We start from the raw sequence: 15712 nt of genomic DNA, 5'->3' as shown, positions 1-15712 counted from the left end.
TCATTTCAAAGCGCGTGTGAAGAGGACGTCTGAGTCCGTTTGCATAGAGCCGGCATCGGACTGGTTGTAAGCCGTTGATCCAGATTCGATTTCTGCGACGTCAAAGATGTGTATATGCCCTAGCCGCTTCGCGGGGGAGGATAAAGGAGGGGGATGATGCAATGCAGATCGCGCGGCCCCCTCCCTGGCCCTCCCCCGAAGACGGGAGAGGGGATCATGTGGCGGTCAATGCGCCATCATCACCGGGAGTGCCGCATTGGCCAGCACATAGCGGGTCGTCCCGCCGAGGATCATCTCCCGGAGGCGGCTATGGCCATAGCCCCCCATGACCACCATGTCGGCCGAGAGGCTGGCGATGCGATCGAGCAGGGCCCGGCCGATGGGGCCGCCGGCCAGTTCCAGCCGGATCACCTGCGGATCGATCTTGTGACGCGAGAGATAGGCCCCCAGGGCCGCCGCCGGCGCCGGCTTGTCCTCGTCGCCGACCGTCAGCACCGTCACCTGCTTGGCTTGGCGGAGGAACGGCAGCGCCGCCGCGACCGCCCGGGCCGATTGCGCGGTCCCGTTCCAGCCGACGACGATATTGTCGCCCGTAACACCGGAATAGCCGGCCGGCACCATCAGCACCGGACGACCGGTGTCGAAAATGGCCGCATCCAGCAGCGCCGTCTGGGTCAGGCTGTCTTCGCCCGAGGGCCGCGCCATCACCACCAGATCGGTGAGCCGCCCCGCCGCCGCGACACTGTCCGGGCCGGGCCCGACGACCTCGCGCCAGGTGGTCGCCCCCGGCGCCTCGGCCGCGAGCCGGTCATAGGCCTCGCGTGCGCGCTTGGCGCGGGTCTCGACCGCCTGGGTCATGGATTCGATCATCTGCTCGACCAGCGCGCCCGACATGCCCTCGCCCACGATGGGCACCAGGGTCGAAGGGTCGGCTCGCAGATGCAGAACCTCGAGATGGGCCTCGAATTTGCGCGACAGCCCGAGAGCCGCCTTGAGCACGCTGTCGCTGGCCTGCCCGCCATCGGCGAGCGCCAGGATCGTGGCAATGTGGGACATGAGCCGCCCTCCTTGTCTCAGGATCGCTGTCCTGATGTTCCCTGCCGGCCGTTTCTCGCCGGAACGACATCAGCCTATAAGATTCGCCGCCGGCTGCCTTGCGACAAATCAACCGCCCCCAAATCCCGATACCGGCCCTAGGTGAAGGTTTTGCGACCTTCATTCACCCCTTCGGGGTCTTCATGGATGATGACTTCGGCAGCCGGGAACTCGCTCAGGATCGCCGCCTCCACCTCGTCCGACAGGCGATGGGCCTCCGTCAGGCGCATCTCCGGATCCATCTCCAGATGAAACTGGATGAAGCGCTGGGGTCCCGAGCGGCGCGTTCGCAGATCATGCATGTTCCGCACCCTGGGATTGGCCATGACGATCGCCCGGATCCGGGCCCGTTCCTCATCCGGCATCTCCCGGTCCATCAGCATGTCGAACGCTCCCCGGGCGATCTGCCATGCGGTGAACCCGACATAAAACGACACCCCTATGGCGAAAATCGGATCCGCCCGGTTCCAACCGAGCTGGCTCGACAGGACCAGGGCCGCGAGAACCGCGAGATTGGCCGCGATATCGCCGACGTAATGCAGGGAGTCGGCCGAGACGGCGATCGAGCCCGTGCGCCGGATCACCTGTCGCTGGAACAGGACCAGGGCCAGGGTCGTCGCCATGGAGAACAGCATGACGCCGACCCCGACCATGCCGTTCTCGATCGGCTGAGGTGTCGCCAGGCGCCCGATCGATTCGAACAGCAGGAACATCGCGGAGCCGGCGATGAAGGCCGACTGCCCCAGGCCCGCAAGTGCCTCGGCCTTGCCATGACCGAAGCGATGCTCCCGGTCGGCCGGGGTCAACGCATGGCGAACCGCGATCAGATTGATCAGCGAGGCCGCCGCGTCCATCAGCGAATCCAGCAGGGTCGAGAGCATGCTGACCGAATCGGTCAGCAGATAGGCCACGATCTTGGCCATGATCAGCACAAGCGCCGTCGCCACCGACGCATAGGTCGCCAGGCGCATCAGCCGCGCGATGTCGGCGGATACGTTCGATCGCTGGGACGATTCGGTGACGGCAGCGTCTTGCAGGGACATGAGGCGATTTGAATCCTTTCGCCTGCAAATTCTCGGAACAGGGTTCGCCCGATCTGGCGACCCGGCGATCAGGGATAAAGCTTCTCGGTCCGCCAGCCCTCTCCCTCGCGATGATAGACCATGCGATCATGTAGACGAAACGGACGATCCTCCCAGAATTCCAGGCGCTGCGGCACGACCCGGAATCCCGACCAATGCGGCGGTCGCGGCACGGCGCCGATGCCGAACTTCATGGTGAACTCCGCCACGCGGCGCTCCAGCTCCAACCGCTCGGTCAGGGGTCGCGACTGTTGCGACGCCCAGGCGCCGATCTGGCTGGTGCGGGCCCGGCTGGCGAAATAGGCATCGGCCTCCTCCGCGCTCACCGGCTCGACCGGCCCTTCGACCCGGACCTGCCGGCGCAGCGACTTCCAGTGCAGACACAAGGCCGCTTTCGGATGGGCCAGGATCTGCTGACCCTTCCGGCTCTCATAGTTCGTATAAAAGGTAAAGCCGCGTTCATCGGCTTCCTTGAGCAGCACCATGCGCAGACTCGGCTGGCCGTCGGGTCCGACGGTGGCCAGCGCCATCGCGTTGGGGTCCTCCGGCTCCTTGGCACTGGCCTCGGAAAACCAGCGCTGGAACAGCGCGAAGGGTTCGGCAAAGGGGCGTTGGGTCATGGGATCCTTCCCGTCAGGCGGTTGAATTTGCCCGAACTCTGCCCATTTTTCACGCGAAGCCTCACCCCGATACCGGAAGACCAGCCATTCTCTTTTCGAGACCTTGTCACCATGCCCGGAATCGGCCCGCTCCGCGACGCTGGGCGGTCCGGGGTCCGGTGCATTAGGATTGCCTCCATGCGCAAGACCATTGCAAACGCCTCTCACCTTTATCGGCCGTCGGCGGCCCTCGATCCCGCGCCGGCCGCGCGCCGTTCGCCATCCGGCTTTGCGGAGCGCTGAGCCATGCGCGATCCCTATGAAGTGTTGGGCGTTGCCCGAACCGCAAGCCCCGAGCAGATCAAGCAGGCTTACCGCAAGCTCGCGAAGAAGCTGCATCCCGACCTCAATCCCGGCAACAAGAAGGTCGAGTCGCAGTTCAAGGAAGTCGCATCGGCCTATGACCTGCTGTCCGATGCCGAAAAGCGGCGGCGTTTCGATGCCGGCGAGATCGATCCCAGCGGCAATGAGAAGCCGCGCCAGAGCTATTACCGCAGCTATGCCGAAGGCGGCCGCGGCGGGAAATATCGCGGTGGTGATCAAAGCTTCGGTCTCGGCGAAGAGGATCTGAGCGAGGACTGGTTCGCCAATCTCTTCGGCGAAGGCCGTAATACGGGCGGCGCCTCGCAGACCATTCGCATGCGCGGCGCCGATGTCTCCTACGTGGCGCCAGTCGAGTTCCTCGAAGCGGCGCTCGGCGCCAAGAAGCGCCTGACGCTGACCGACGGCAAGGTGATCGACTTCACCGTCCCGCCTGGCACCACCGATGGCCAGACCCTGCGTCTCAAGGGCCAGGGGTTGCCCGGCTTCGGCAATGGCGGCGCCGGCGACGCCTATGTCGAGATCAAGGTCAAGGCGCACCCGACCTTCAAGCGCGAGGCCAACGACATCCATGTCGAGGTGCCGGTGACGCTGCAGGAGGCCGTGCTGGGCGGCAGCATCGAGGTGCCGACGATCGATGGCCGCGTCTCGGTCACGGTGCCGAAAGGCTCCAACACCGGCACGGTGCTGCGCCTCAAGGGCAAGGGCGTGGTCGATCAGAAGACGCGCCAGCGCGGCGACCAGTATGTCCGGCTCAAGGTGGTCCTGCCGCCCAAGAGCGACGACAAGCTGGCCGAGATGGTCGAGCGCTGGGCGAAAGAGAACCCCTATCAGGTGCGCGAATGAGCCGCTGGACCCTGGAGCAGGTGGTGGTCGAGATCGGCGTCGATCGCGCCGCCGTGACGAGCTGGATCGAGCAGCGCTGGGTCCTGCCCGAGACGCAGGGCAGCGACTGGCAGTTCGACGACATGGATGTCGCGCGCCTGCGCCTGATCGCCGAGCTCACCCAGGAGCTCGAGATCGGCAACGAGGCGATCCCGGTGGTGCTCAACCTCCTCGACCAGATCTACGAGCTGCGCGACAAGCTCGCCGTCATCGAGCACGCGATCGAGCAGGCTTCCCCCGAATGCCGTGCCGAGATCGCGCGGATTCTGGGCGGAGCGGCGAAGAGCGAGTAGCGAACCGCCGACAGCCTTGCTTGTCTCTTAAGTTTGTTTGATCTCGTCCTCCTTTGTGGAGAGGGACGATGCCTCTGTTATACCAGGAGATAAGCAACGCTGGTATAACGCCGGACAGAGAGTCGGGATGAACAAGCGAAGTTCCAACATCGGCTAAGCTAATATGCGGGCGAGACTCGCATCTGGAGCCCCTCGCCATGCCGATCCTGCGCCTGTCGAAAACCGCGCTCACCGCCGCCATCGCGCTCTATGCCAGCCTGGTGGCGTTCGGCAACATCACCGACTACGGCACCAATTTTGCCTTCGTGCAGCATGTCTTCATGATGGACACGGTGTTCCCGACCGCGACGACCAGATATCGCGCGATCGACATGCCGCTGATCCACAATGCCGGCTATATCGCGATCATCGCCGCCGAGACCCTCACCGCCATCCTCTGCTGGTGGGGCGCCTTCCGCTTGTGGCGCCATCGCCAGGCACCGGCGCGCGATTTCAACCGCGCCAAGACGGTCGCCATTCTTGGCCTCACCCTGGGCTTCCTGGTCTGGCAGGTCGCCTTCATGTCGATCGGGGGCGAGTGGTTCGGGATGTGGATGTCGTCGCAATGGAACGGCATCGAATCGGCCTTCCGCGTCTTCATCACGATCCTGGCGGTGCTGGTCTTTGTCGTCCTGGCCGACCGGGAGCTCGACGCCTGAGGTCGGTCGCGGCCCTTCGCCAGCGGCCTTTCGAGTCACCGGCCGGAAACCCCTCAACTGCATAAAACCCAAGGATTTCCTTGGCTTTGAACGGCCCTGCCCTTCGTGTAGGATGCCCTCTAAGGTCAACAACGAGGCCGATTTCGAGTGGGGTTTTTGATGGCGGGTGACAAAGGACTGATGGCCGGCAAACGCGGCCTGATCATGGGGGTCGCGAACGACCGGTCGATCGCCTGGGGCATTGCCCGCGCGGTCGCCGACCAGGGTGCTGAGCTGGCCTTCACTTTCCAGGGCGAGGCGCTCGAGAAGCGCGTCCGGCCGCTGGCGACCTCGATCGGCGCCAAGCTCGTCGTCCCCTGCGACGTCGCCACCGACGAAAGCATCGACCAGGCCTTCGCCGAGATCGGGAAGAGCTGGGACGGACTGGACTTCGTCGTCCATGCCATTGCCTTCTCCGACAAGGACGAGCTCAAGGGGCAGTATCTCGCCACCAGCCGGGCCAACTTCGCACTGACGATGGACATCTCCTGCTATTCCTTCACGGCGGTGGCCCAGCGCGCCACGCGCATGATGAAGAATGGCGGCAGCCTGCTGACCCTGTCCTATTTCGGCGCCGAACGCGTCATGCCGCATTACAACGTCATGGGCGTCGCCAAGGCCGCGCTCGAGGCCAGCGTGCGCTATCTCGCGGCCGATCTCGGCGAGCAGAACATCCGCGTCAACGCCATCTCGGCCGGCCCGATCAAGACATTGGCGGCGTCGGGCATCGGCGATTTCCGCTACATCCTCAAATGGAACGAGCTCAATTCGCCCCTGAAACGCAACGTCACCACCGAGCAGGTCGGCGGCGCCGGGCTCTATCTTCTGTCCGAGCTCTCTGCCGGCGTCACCGGCGAGGTCCATCACGTCGATAGCGGCTATCACGTCGTCGGCATGCTGCGCACCGACGCGGCCGCCGGTGTCGCGCAGATGCTGCAGGGCTTCGACGTGAAGCCCTGATGCCATGACGCGCTGACATGTCCTTCAACAGCTTCGGCCAACTCTTCCGTTTCACCAGCTGGGGCGAAAGCCACGGGCCGGCGATCGGCTGCGTGGTCGACGGCACGCCGCCGCTCATTCCGCTGGCCGAAGCCGACATCCAGGTCTGGCTCGACCGCCGCAAGCCCGGCCAGTCGCGCTTCACCACGCAGCGGCGCGAATCCGACAGCGTGAAAATCCTCTCCGGCGTGTTCGAAGGCGTCACCACCGGCACGCCGATCAGCCTGATGATCGAGAACGAGGATCAGCGCTCGAAGGACTATGGCGAGATCAAGGACAAGTTCCGGCCGGGCCATGCCGACTACACCTACTGGGCCAAATATGGCATCCGCGACTATCGCGGCGGCGGGCGTTCCTCGGCGCGCGAGACCGCGAGCCGGGTCGCCGCAGGTGCCATCGCCCGCAAGGTTCTGGAGCACGTCCTGGGTCCCACGGTCGTCATCCGCGGCGCGTTGATCCAGATCGGCCATCAGCCGATCGACCGCAACCGCTGGGACTGGGACGCGACCGAGCAGAACCCCTTCTGGTGTCCCGATGCCAAGACCGTGCCCCTATGGGAGGCGCAGCTCGACGCCGTGCGCAAAGCGGGCTCGTCGACCGGTGCGGTCATCGAGGTGATTGCTTCAGGCATCCCGGCCGGCCTGGGCGCGCCGATTTATGGCAAGCTCGATGCGGATCTGGCCTCGGCGATGATGAGCATCAACGCGGTCAAGGGCGTCGAGATCGGCGCCGGATTCGCCGCGGCTGCGCTCTCCGGCGAAAGCAACGCCGACGAGATGCGGATGGAGAACGGTAAGGTCGCCTTCGATTCCAACAATGCCGGCGGCATCCTGGGCGGCATCTCGACGGGCCAGGACATCGTGGTCCGCTTTGCTGTGAAGCCGACCAGCTCGATCCTGACGCCGCGCCACTCCGTCAGCACGGAAGGCAAAGAGGTCGAAGTCTCGACCAAGGGCCGCCACGACCCTTGCGTCGGCATCCGCGCCGTCCCCGTCGGCGAAGCGATGCTGGCCTGCGTGCTGGCCGATCACCTGCTGCGCCATCGCGGGCAGATCGGGCGCTAAAGCCCCCTCTCTATCTCGTCCTTCGATCGCCGATCACACTGCCGCCTGGACCGTGATTTTGACCGGGGCGCCTGGATTGCCTGCGTCTCGAACGAGGCGGAAAAGCGGCGCGCAATCCGAGCCGGGATCACCTAGATTGACGCTGCACAGTCTTGCCGGGCACCGTCGGGAGGACGAGGCGACGTGTTCGATTCGGTCGATATCGGGCTTTTCTACAAATTTGGCATCGCCATCGCGATCGGCGTGATCGTCGGCGTCGAACGGCATTGGCGCGAGCGGGACGAGCCCGGCGGAAGCCGCACTGCCGGTATTCGCACCTTCTCTCTCATCGGCATGCTGGGTGGCGCCGTCGGCCTGCTCGAAGGCGCGATTGCCGATCGTGGCGGGCCCACAGGCCTTCTCACCGTCGGCGTCTTCATCGCCTTCGCCATCGTCTTCGCGTGGTTCAAGGCCCGGGAAGCCGAGGTCGATCGCAGCTTCAGCGTCACCACCGTGGTGGCGGCGCTGCTGACCTTCCTGCTCGGCACCATGGCGGTCATCGGGGAGGAGAAGCTCGCCGCCGCGGGCGGCGTTGCCCTCGTCGCGATCCTGGCGTCTCGTGAGACGCTCCATCGCTTCCTGAAGACACTGACATGGCCCGAACTGCGCTCGGCCATCGTGCTTCTCGGCATGACCTTCGTCGTCCTGCCACTCATTCCGGACGAGCCGCTCGGCCCCTATGGCGGGATCTCGCCGGCGAAGACCTGGACGCTGGTGGTGCTGCTCGCCGCGATCTCCTTCGTGGGCTATGTCGCGGTGAAGGCGCTCGGCGCCTCCCGCGGCGAGGTTGTGGCCGGCGCGATCGGTGGCCTCGTCTCCTCGACAGCCGTCGCCGTATCGAATGCGCGAAAATCCGTCGCGGGCGGCGACATCAGACCGCTCGCCAGCGGCGCCTCGGCCGCGGGCGCCATTTCCTATCTTCGCACGGCCGCGCTCGCCGCAGGGCTTGCGCCTGCAATCGCCACATCGGTTGCGCCGCCTTTGATCGCCGGTGCGCTTGTCTTCATCGGCGGCGCCTTTCTTCTCGCCCGCGGTTCCAGCGGGAACGTAGAGCCGCCCCCGGGCCAGAATCCCTTCGATCTGCTCTCCGTCATCAAGCTGACCCTGGTCCTGGTCGGCGTGGCCTTTCTGTCGCGTGCCGCTTCGGCGATCTTCGGTGCCAGTGGCCTTCTCATCGTCTCGGGCCTTTCGGGGCTGGCCGACGTCGATGCCGTGACCGTGACGGTGGGGAGCCTCCTGAAGCAGGGTCTTGCCGCCGATACGGCGTTCTATGCCCTTGCCGCGGGCGTGATCGCCAACACGCTGGCCAAGGTCGCCTATGCGGCAGCGCTCGGGAAATCGGGCTTCACCTGGTGGTTCGGCCTCACCTCCGCCGTCGCGATCGCGGCCGCCGGCGCCACCTATCTGGCCGTACAGGCGATCTGAGCTATCGGCTGAAGCGCGCCACAATCTCCAGATGCGCCGACCAGGGGAACTGGTCCACGGGCCGCGCCCAGTCGAGGCGATAGCCGCCATTGACCAGGATCTGGGCATCGCGCGCGAAGCTGGCGGCGCTGCAGGAGACCGCCACCGCCAGCGCCAGGTCCGACTTGGCAAGGCTCTCGGCTTGCGACTTCGCGCCGTTGCGCGGCGGATCGAACAGCAGCGCGTCGAACCGCTTGAGCTCGATCGGCTGGAGCGGCGCGCGTTCGAGATCGCGCCGCTCGACCGTGACGCGATGGGCGATGTTGGCGCGCCGCACCGCCGCCTGCAGCGCCTCGGTCGCGGGCTTGTCGCCCTCGACGGCATGGATCTTGGCGCCTTGCGCCAGGGGCAGGCTGAAGCTGCCGCAGCCGGCGAAGAGATCGGCGATCTGGCTCGCGCCCTTGAGGGCCTCGCGCGCTTCGGCCAGCAACAGCGCCTCGCCCTCGCGGCTCGGCTGCAGGAAGGCACCCGGCGGCAGTGCCACGGACACGCCGCCGAAGCTCTCGCTCGGGCTCCGCCGCATGGCGATGGGCTCGGGCGCCTCGCCGGGCCGCCCCCAGCTCACGCGCGCGAGATCGAGCTCTTCGGCCAAGGCACCGAGACGGACACGGATGGCAGCCGAGGGTGCGTTGCCGGTCTGCTCGATCAGGAGATCGATTCCGGTCTCGGTGGCGGTCGCCTCGAGCGCGGCATGGCCGCCGGGCGCCAACAACCCTTCAAGGCCGGCCCGCAAGGGCGCAATCAGGCGATTCAGCGCCGGGACCAGCAGCAGGCAATGCTCGATATCGGCGATGGCATGGCTCTCGCGCATATTGAATCCGAGCGCCAATCCCTTGCCGCGCGTGCCCAGCGCAAATCGCGCGCGACGGCGCAAACCCGGCGCCACCCGCAGCAGCGGCCGCAGCTCGACATCCCGCAACCCGCGCCGCGCGAGCGCGTCGGCCAGCAACTGCCCTTTCCAATCGATATAGGCATCGTCACTCAATTGCTGCAGGGCGCATCCGCCGCAACGGCCGAAATAAGGACAGGGCGGTTCCACCCGCGCCGGCCCCGGCGCCAGCAGCTCGATCGCCTCGCCCGCGATCCCATCGCCCTTGGCTGCCGCCAGGCGGACGGACAGCCGGTCGCCCGGCACGGTGGCCGGCACATAAACCGGTCTTCCATCGAGATGGCCGACGCCGTCGCCCTGCCCACCGATCCGCTCGATCGCGATCTCGGCTTGGCGCGGGGCGAAATTGACTCGCTTGGGTCGGGGTCCGGATCTTGGCATCGGGCGACAAGCTAGGCCGACTCGCGGACTCGTGCCATAAGCGCGTTGCCGCGGACCTGCCGGGCCCGTGTTAAACGGGCCGCAAGAAACGGGTTATTCGTCCTGGCTCTTGCTGGCCGGACTCGAAAACGGCAAGGATGGGACATGGTATTCTTCCGTTGGATCGGGCGCATTCTCATCGGTGCCCTGGCGGGCATTGGCTTGTTGGTCATTGCCGCCATTCTCCTCGCCAGCTCGGCTTGGCGCGACTTCTCCAACCGCATCGAGCCGGTGCCGGAGCAGACGCTGCTCACGCTCGATCTCGGAGACGGCGTCAGCGAGACCAACGCCGGCGATCCCTTCGCCCTCGCCGGCCTGAGCCACACCCTGACCATGACAGATCTGGTGCTGGGTCTCGAGGCCGCCGGCAAGGACCCGCGCGTCAAGGGCCTGGCGCTGAAACTGGGGACCGGCGACCTTCCGCTCGCCCGCGCCGAAGAAATCCGCGATGCGCTCAAGGCCTTTCGCGCCCAGGGCAAGTTCGTCCTCGCCTTCGCGGAAAGCTTCGGCGAAGCCGGCGACGGCAACACCCATTATCTGCTCGCGACCGGCGCCGACGAGATCTGGCTCCAGCCCTCGGGCGATGTCGGCCTGACCGGCCTGCGGCTGGAGACGCCCTTCTTCAAGGACACGCTCGACATGATCGGCGTCTCCGTGCAGATGGACCGCCGCAAGGAATTCAAGGGGGCCATCGACAGCCTGACCGCCAATTCCATGCCGGCGCCGCAGCGTGAAAATTTACAGCAATTGGTCAATTCGATGACGGCGGCGCTTGCCAGCGGCATCGGTGAGCGGATCGGCGGCGATGCGGCGGCGGGACGGGCCTTGATCGACCAGGGGCCGTTCCTCGCGGCCGACGCGCTCAAGGCGAAGCTGGTCGATCGCCTCGCCTACCGCGACGAATTCGAAGCCGAGCTCGACCGGCGGACCGGCAAAGCCACACAATACAGCCTCGCCGATTACGCGGCGACGCTGCGGCCGCCCGAAGACGCGACCCAGATCGCGCTGGTCCATGGGCTGGGGCCCATCCAACTGGCGTCGGACGGCAGTCCTTTTGGCGACGTCGTCATGGATGCGAAGACCGTCTCCGAGGCCCTGCGGGCGGCGCGCGAGGATTCCAAGGTCAAGGCCATCCTGTTCCGCATCGACAGCCCCGGCGGTTCCTATGTCGCGGCCGACACGATCTGGCGCGAGGTCGCGCGGGCGCGCGAGGAAGGCAAGCCGGTCGTGGTCTCGATGGGCAGCGTCGCCGCCTCCGGCGGCTATTTCGTCGCCGCACCGGCGGCTGCCATCGTCGCCGAGCCCAGCACCATCACCGGCTCGATCGGCGTCTTCGGCGGCAAGTTCGTGCTGAGCGACCTCTGGTCGAAGCTCGGCGTCACCTTCGACGGCGTACAGGCCGGCGCCAATGCCGACATCAACAGCGCCAACGAGGATTACAGCTACGCCGGCTGGCAGCATCTGCAGACATCGCTCGATGCCATCTATCAGGACTTTGTCACCAAGGTCGGCGCGGGACGCAAGCTCGACGCCGACGCCGTGGAACGGGTGGCCAAGGGACAGGTCTGGAGCGGCACCGACGCGGCGGCCAACGGCCTCGTCGACAAGCTGGGCGGCCTGACCACGGCCATCGCGGAAGTCCGCCGTGCCATCGGCTTGGCACCCGACGCCCCCGTGCGGCTGGTGAGTTTCCCGCAGGAGCCTCACGATCTGACCAGCTTCCTCGAGCAATTCGCCAAGGCCGCCGAGATGCGCCAGTTCGCGGTCCTGGCCAGGCTCGGCCGCATGGCTGCCAGCCTCGAGCGCCTGGTCGGCTCGGATTCGGCCGTCCGGGCCGAGATGGCGCCGCTGCTGCCGGCCTCGCGACAGGGTCTGAATCCTTAGGTACCCAACCGGGGCGGATCGCCTGAGGACGCACGGCGTCCTCTCAATGCAAAAGCGTCGTATGCTGGGGGCGTGGAGACCGAAGGTGGCGCCATGACCCTCGGATTTCGCACGGATTCGGCAGCGTACAGGGACAACGTCCATGGATGAGGGGCCGATCAAGAGTGTGCTGGACATCCTCCCAGCCTACTTGAACTTCTTCATCGGTTTTCTGCGCTCGCCGCGCGCCGCCTTCGCGCCTTATGCGCGGACAGGCCGCGTGCATTCCGATCTGACGTCATTTCTGCTCGCCGGTGTGGGTGCCGCCTATCTCGCCGGTGCCCTCATGCCGATCCCGGGCATCGATATCCAGAATCCGCAAGGGGCCATGGATGAGTTCGCCGGATGGCTGTCGCATCAGGACGTGAAAGCCCTCCCCTTGGAGGCGCTTCTGGTCGTGCTTGGGGTGGCACTGGCCGCGCATCTCATCGCGAAGACTTTCGATCGGTGGCAGGGGGCCACTGCCAAACTGGCTTCCGCATCGACCCTCGCGCCCGCACCGAATCTTGCCGGCACCGCGGAGGATTCGGTCAATGCGGCGCTGGGCTTCGCGGCGATCCTGCTGCCGTTGACGACCGTCCTGCTGCTCGGAATGCTGTCACTGGCAACGCCTGCGCTGGAGGCAAGGCTGGGCCGAACCCTTCTCATCGCGGTCATCGCCGGTCCGCTGGTCCTCTATATGCTGGTCGCGATCTTCTACTACCTGGTGATGTCGTTCGCCGCGGTTCACAAGGTGAGCTGGGGACGCGCCGCCGCGGCGCTGGCAACGGCCTATGTCTGCATCGCGCTGATCGCGGTGAACCTCCTGTGAGGAAGCTCGCGGGCAGCCGGATGGCCATGGGTATGCTGGCGCTGGCCATGCTGCTGGTCGCCCATGCCGGGGCGGGCTTGGCCGGGCCCGCCAGCTTGTCGATCGAACTCGATGGCCAGACGCGGGCGTTCTCCGCCGCCGAACTGCTGGCCAACCCTGCGACGCAGACGATCCAGATCCCGCGCGACGTGTCATACGGCCGCGCCATGCACTATCGGGCCGTTCCGCTTCGAGAGCTCCTGCACGGATTGCAGACCGACGTCACGGATACGATCCAGGCCAGCGCGACCGATGGTTTCGTCTCGCAGCTCCCTTGGAGCTTGGTAGATCCGACGGCGACGGGCGGCGCTGTCGCCTGGGTCGCGATCGAGGATCCGGCTCATCCCTGGCCGAACCTGCCGGACAAATCCTATTCGGCGGGACCGTTCTATCTCGTCTGGGAACATCCCGAGCGCTCTGGCGTTACGTCGGAGCAATGGCCTTACGCGCTGGCCAGTCTGAAGGGCGTTTCCGATCCGGTGCGACGGTGGCCGGTCCTTTCGATCGCCGCCGATGTGCCCGCCGACGATCCGTCCCGGCATGGCCTGGCTGTGTTCCTGGTGCAATGCCTACCCTGCCATCGCCTCTATGGCGGCGGCGCGGGCGATAAGGGCCCCGATCTCGGCTTGCCGATGCCCGCCACCGTCTATCTGACGCAAGCGGGGCTGAAGGCTCTGCTGCGCAACCCGGCGGCGGTGCGGACCTGGCCGCAACAACAGATGCCCGCCTTCGATGCGAGCACGCTGCCAGACGCCGACATCGATGCCGTGATCGCCTATCTCACGCGGATCACCGAACAGCGGCATTGAGATGCGTTCCGTGACAAAGCGGAGTCCACGAGTTCCTGGTCGGCTATCGGAAGGATCTGATCATGAAGAAGCGCAAGGCCGCCAAATCCGCCGCCAAAGGGCGTCGGCCGGCGACAAAGAAACCAAAGGCCGCCGCGAAGAACCCGGCGATGAAGACGTCCACGGCCGCGGCGAGAAAGCCCAAGCCGGCAGCGACAAAATCGAAGATCGCCGCCAAGAAGACGCCAGATCCGGTCGAGCTGGATTCACGCGACAGTTTCCCCGCGAGCGATCCGCCGAGCTGGGTTCCCGTGACCGGCGAAGGATCGCCCGACCGCACAGGCCGCAAGCGCCGTCCTTGAACGTAGGGGCGCCAGATTTTCGGCCGCCAGCGGCTGACGGACCCGCGCCCGTGTGGCTATGGCGGCCGGGTCATGCGCGGCGCAGCCGAAGCGCGTTGGTAACGACGGAAACCGAACTCAGGCTCATGGCGGCGGCCGCGAACAGCGGCGACAGCAGAACCCCGAAGGCCGGATAGAGGACGCCGGCGGCCACCGGTACGCCCAGCGCGTTATAGATCAGCGCGAAGACCAGATTCTGCTTCATGTTGGCGACGGTCGCCTGCGAGAGCTGGCGCGCCCGTGCAATCCCGCGCAGATCCCCCTTCACCAGCGTGACATGGCCGCTGTTCATCGCGACGTCAGTGCCGGTGCCCATGGCAATGCCAACCGTCGCGCGAGCGAGCGCCGGCGCGTCGTTGATTCCGTCGCCTGCCATCGCCACGCGCCGCCCCTGGGCTTGTAGCGCCGCCACCAGCTCGACCTTATCCTGCGGACGCACCTCGCCATGGACCTCGTCGATGCCCAACCGATGTGCCACGGCCCGCGCCGTGGTGAGCCCGTCGCCCGTGGCCATCACGACGCGAATACCGGCATCGTGGAGTTGGCGAATCGCCTCCAGTGACGTGTCCTTGATCGGATCGGCCGCCGCGACCAGGCCCGCCAGCTTCCCGTCTACCGCGACGAACATGACGGAGGCGCCCTCGGCCCGGCGCGCTTCCGCCGCCTCGCGCAGGGGTGCGGCATCGACGCCCAGCTGCTGCATGAGCACCGTATTGCCCACGGCAACGCGCTTGCCATCGACGCGCCCCCGGACGCCAATGCCGGTCGTCGATTCGAAGTCCTCGGGCTTGCCGAGCGCGAGGCCGCGCCGCCGCGCTTCGGCGACGATGGCGTCGGCCAGCGGATGCTCGCTGCCCTGATCCAGGCTGGCCGCGTAGCGCAGCAGATCGTCCTCGCCGAAGCCGGGCGCGGCGACGGCGCTGTGAAACGCGGGCTTGCCCACCGTGAGGGTGCCCGTCTTGTCGACGATCAGCGTATCGATGGTGCGCAGGGATTCGATGGCTTCCGCGTCGCGGAACAGGATACCGGACGTCGCTCCCTTGCCCGTGGCGACCATGATCGACATCGGCGTCGCGAGCCCCAGCGCACAGGGGCAAGCGATGATGAGGACCGCCACGGCGTTCAGCACCGCATAGGTCCAGCGCGGCTCGGGACCGGCGAGGCCCCAGACCAGCAGCGTTGCCACGGCGACGGCGAGCACGGTCAGGACGAACCAGAAAGAGACGACGTCGGCCATGCGCTGCATCGGCGCCCTCGAACGCTGCGCCTGCGCCACCATCTGCACGATCTGGGAGAGTACGGTTTGCGCGCCGATCTTTTCCGCGCGCATCACCAGGCTGCCATTGCCGTTGATGGTCGCGCCGATGACTTTGTCGCCCGCTTGCTTCTCGACCGGCACCGGCTCACCGGTGATCATCGATTCGTCGAGGCTCGAGCGGCCCTCCAGGACCGCGCCATCGACCGGCACCTTCTCGCCGGGACGAACGCGCAACCGGTCTCCGACATGCACATGCGTCAGCGGCACGTCTTCCTCGCTGCCGTCGTCGCGGATACGCCGCGCGATCTTCGGCGCCAGTCCGAGCAGGGACTTGATGGCGGCCGAGGTCTGCGAGCGCGCCTTCATCTCCAGAACCTGGCCCAGCAGCGTGAGCGATACGATCACGGCGGCGGCCTCGTAATAGACGCCGACACGGCCATGCGCCTCGAACCCCTGCGGGAACAGGTCCGGAGCCAGCGTCGCGGCGAGGCTGTAGAAGAAGGCCGCGCCCACGCCCGTGCCGATCAGTGTCCACATGTTGGGGC

Annotated in this window: 15 protein-coding genes; 10 read left to right on the top strand and 5 right to left on the bottom strand. The window is 66.4% G+C overall.

Going from position 1 to position 15712, the window contains the following annotated elements; all coding sequences use genetic code 11:
* Positions 1 to 225: 225 nt before the first annotated feature.
* From ACREE8_RS11950 to pdxH, 3 genes are all read right to left on the bottom strand, one after another.
* Positions 226 to 1056, bottom strand: a complete 831-nt coding sequence (locus ACREE8_RS11950; RefSeq protein ID WP_431573225.1) for a universal stress protein — start codon at positions 1054 to 1056, stop codon at positions 226 to 228.
* A 137-nt stretch (positions 1057 to 1193) separates the two neighbouring features.
* The gene (locus ACREE8_RS11945; RefSeq protein WP_431573224.1) at positions 1194 to 2138 is read right to left on the bottom strand and encodes a cation diffusion facilitator family transporter; all 945 of its coding nucleotides are present in this window, start codon (positions 2136 to 2138) and stop codon (positions 1194 to 1196) included.
* A 68-nt stretch (positions 2139 to 2206) separates the two neighbouring features.
* Positions 2207 to 2797, bottom strand: coding sequence for a pyridoxamine 5'-phosphate oxidase (gene pdxH, locus ACREE8_RS11940; RefSeq protein ID WP_431573223.1), 591 nt, complete (start codon positions 2795 to 2797; stop codon positions 2207 to 2209).
* A 285-nt stretch (positions 2798 to 3082) separates the two neighbouring features.
* Here pdxH and ACREE8_RS11935 point away from each other — a divergent pair, with 285 nt between their 5' ends.
* The 6 genes from ACREE8_RS11935 to ACREE8_RS11910 all read left to right on the top strand — a co-directional run bounded on the left by ACREE8_RS11935 (position 3083) and on the right by ACREE8_RS11910 (position 8599).
* Entirely contained in the window at positions 3083 to 4003 is a 921-nt protein-coding gene (locus tag ACREE8_RS11935; RefSeq protein ID WP_431573222.1) for a DnaJ C-terminal domain-containing protein, read from the top strand.
* Positions 4000 to 4335 (top strand): chaperone modulator CbpM, encoded by a 336-nt coding sequence (locus ACREE8_RS11930; protein WP_431573221.1) that lies wholly within the window; start codon positions 4000 to 4002, stop codon positions 4333 to 4335. The genes ACREE8_RS11935 and ACREE8_RS11930 overlap by 4 nt, the downstream gene beginning before the upstream one ends.
* 197 nt (positions 4336 to 4532) lie before the next feature.
* Positions 4533 to 5033: a DUF2165 family protein gene (locus tag ACREE8_RS11925; protein WP_431573220.1), complete on the top strand. Its 501-nt coding sequence runs from the start codon at positions 4533 to 4535 to the stop codon at positions 5031 to 5033.
* A gap of 159 nt (positions 5034 to 5192) precedes the next feature.
* Positions 5193 to 6032 carry an enoyl-ACP reductase FabI gene (fabI, locus tag ACREE8_RS11920; protein ID WP_431573219.1) on the top strand — a complete coding sequence of 280 codons (840 nt, stop codon included), beginning with the start codon at positions 5193 to 5195 and terminating at the stop codon, positions 6030 to 6032.
* Positions 6033 to 6049: 17 nt separating this feature from the next.
* Positions 6050 to 7135 carry a chorismate synthase gene (gene aroC, locus ACREE8_RS11915; protein ID WP_431573218.1) on the top strand — a complete coding sequence of 362 codons (1086 nt, stop codon included), beginning with the start codon at positions 6050 to 6052 and terminating at the stop codon, positions 7133 to 7135.
* Positions 7136 to 7318: 183 nt separating this feature from the next.
* Positions 7319 to 8599, top strand: a complete 1281-nt coding sequence (locus ACREE8_RS11910) for an MgtC/SapB family protein (RefSeq protein ID WP_431573217.1) — start codon at positions 7319 to 7321, stop codon at positions 8597 to 8599.
* Position 8600: 1 nt separating this feature from the next.
* Here the strand turns inward: ACREE8_RS11910 and rlmD are convergent, their stop codons facing one another.
* Positions 8601 to 9908, bottom strand: coding sequence for a 23S rRNA (uracil(1939)-C(5))-methyltransferase RlmD (rlmD, locus tag ACREE8_RS11905; protein WP_431573216.1), 1308 nt, complete (start codon positions 9906 to 9908; stop codon positions 8601 to 8603).
* Positions 9909 to 10052: 144 nt separating this feature from the next.
* On the opposite strand from rlmD, the gene sppA reads away from it, so the two are divergent.
* From sppA to ACREE8_RS11885, 4 genes are all read left to right on the top strand, one after another.
* Positions 10053 to 11831, top strand: coding sequence for a signal peptide peptidase SppA (gene sppA / locus ACREE8_RS11900; protein ID WP_431573215.1), 1779 nt, complete (start codon positions 10053 to 10055; stop codon positions 11829 to 11831).
* A gap of 142 nt (positions 11832 to 11973) precedes the next feature.
* Positions 11974 to 12681 carry a hypothetical protein gene (locus ACREE8_RS11895; RefSeq protein ID WP_431573214.1) on the top strand — a complete coding sequence of 236 codons (708 nt, stop codon included), beginning with the start codon at positions 11974 to 11976 and terminating at the stop codon, positions 12679 to 12681.
* A gap of 20 nt (positions 12682 to 12701) precedes the next feature.
* The gene (locus tag ACREE8_RS11890) at positions 12702 to 13529 is read left to right on the top strand and encodes a c-type cytochrome (RefSeq protein WP_431573213.1); all 828 of its coding nucleotides are present in this window, start codon (positions 12702 to 12704) and stop codon (positions 13527 to 13529) included.
* Between the two features lie 62 nt (positions 13530 to 13591).
* Positions 13592 to 13870: a hypothetical protein gene (locus ACREE8_RS11885; protein ID WP_431573212.1), complete on the top strand. Its 279-nt coding sequence runs from the start codon at positions 13592 to 13594 to the stop codon at positions 13868 to 13870.
* 70 nt (positions 13871 to 13940) lie between these two features.
* Here ACREE8_RS11885 and ACREE8_RS11880 read toward each other — a convergent pair.
* Positions 13941 to 15712, bottom strand: a 1772-nt coding sequence (locus tag ACREE8_RS11880) for a copper-translocating P-type ATPase (protein WP_431573211.1), incomplete at its 5' end; no start/stop codon positions are given.

Origin of the sequence: Hypericibacter sp., assembly GCF_050729195.1 — a bacterium.
Taxonomy (GTDB): domain Bacteria; phylum Pseudomonadota; class Alphaproteobacteria; order Dongiales; family Dongiaceae; genus Hypericibacter.
This window is presented reverse-complemented; position numbering and strand designations above follow the sequence as displayed.

What these genes read in the sequence shown, in the direction of transcription:
- ACREE8_RS11950 (WP_431573225.1), bottom strand. Translation starts at nt 1,056, where the DNA reads ATGTCCCACATTGCCACGATCCTGGCGCTCGCCGATGGCGGGCAGGCC.
- ACREE8_RS11945 (WP_431573224.1), bottom strand. Translation starts at nt 2,138, where the DNA reads ATGTCCCTGCAAGACGCTGCCGTCACCGAATCGTCCCAGCGATCGAAC.
- pdxH (WP_431573223.1), bottom strand. Translation starts at nt 2,797, where the DNA reads ATGACCCAACGCCCCTTTGCCGAACCCTTCGCGCTGTTCCAGCGCTGG.
- ACREE8_RS11935 (WP_431573222.1), top strand. Translation starts at nt 3,083, where the DNA reads ATGCGCGATCCCTATGAAGTGTTGGGCGTTGCCCGAACCGCAAGCCCC.
- ACREE8_RS11930 (WP_431573221.1), top strand. Translation starts at nt 4,000, where the DNA reads ATGAGCCGCTGGACCCTGGAGCAGGTGGTGGTCGAGATCGGCGTCGAT.
- ACREE8_RS11925 (WP_431573220.1), top strand. Translation starts at nt 4,533, where the DNA reads ATGCCGATCCTGCGCCTGTCGAAAACCGCGCTCACCGCCGCCATCGCG.
- fabI (WP_431573219.1), top strand. Translation starts at nt 5,193, where the DNA reads ATGGCGGGTGACAAAGGACTGATGGCCGGCAAACGCGGCCTGATCATG.
- aroC (WP_431573218.1), top strand. Translation starts at nt 6,050, where the DNA reads ATGTCCTTCAACAGCTTCGGCCAACTCTTCCGTTTCACCAGCTGGGGC.
- rlmD (WP_431573216.1), bottom strand. Translation starts at nt 9,908, where the DNA reads ATGCCAAGATCCGGACCCCGACCCAAGCGAGTCAATTTCGCCCCGCGC.
- sppA (WP_431573215.1), top strand. Translation starts at nt 10,053, where the DNA reads ATGGTATTCTTCCGTTGGATCGGGCGCATTCTCATCGGTGCCCTGGCG.
- ACREE8_RS11895 (WP_431573214.1), top strand. Translation starts at nt 11,974, where the DNA reads ATGGATGAGGGGCCGATCAAGAGTGTGCTGGACATCCTCCCAGCCTAC.
- ACREE8_RS11890 (WP_431573213.1), top strand. Translation starts at nt 12,702, where the DNA reads ATGGCCATGGGTATGCTGGCGCTGGCCATGCTGCTGGTCGCCCATGCC.
- ACREE8_RS11885 (WP_431573212.1), top strand. Translation starts at nt 13,592, where the DNA reads ATGAAGAAGCGCAAGGCCGCCAAATCCGCCGCCAAAGGGCGTCGGCCG.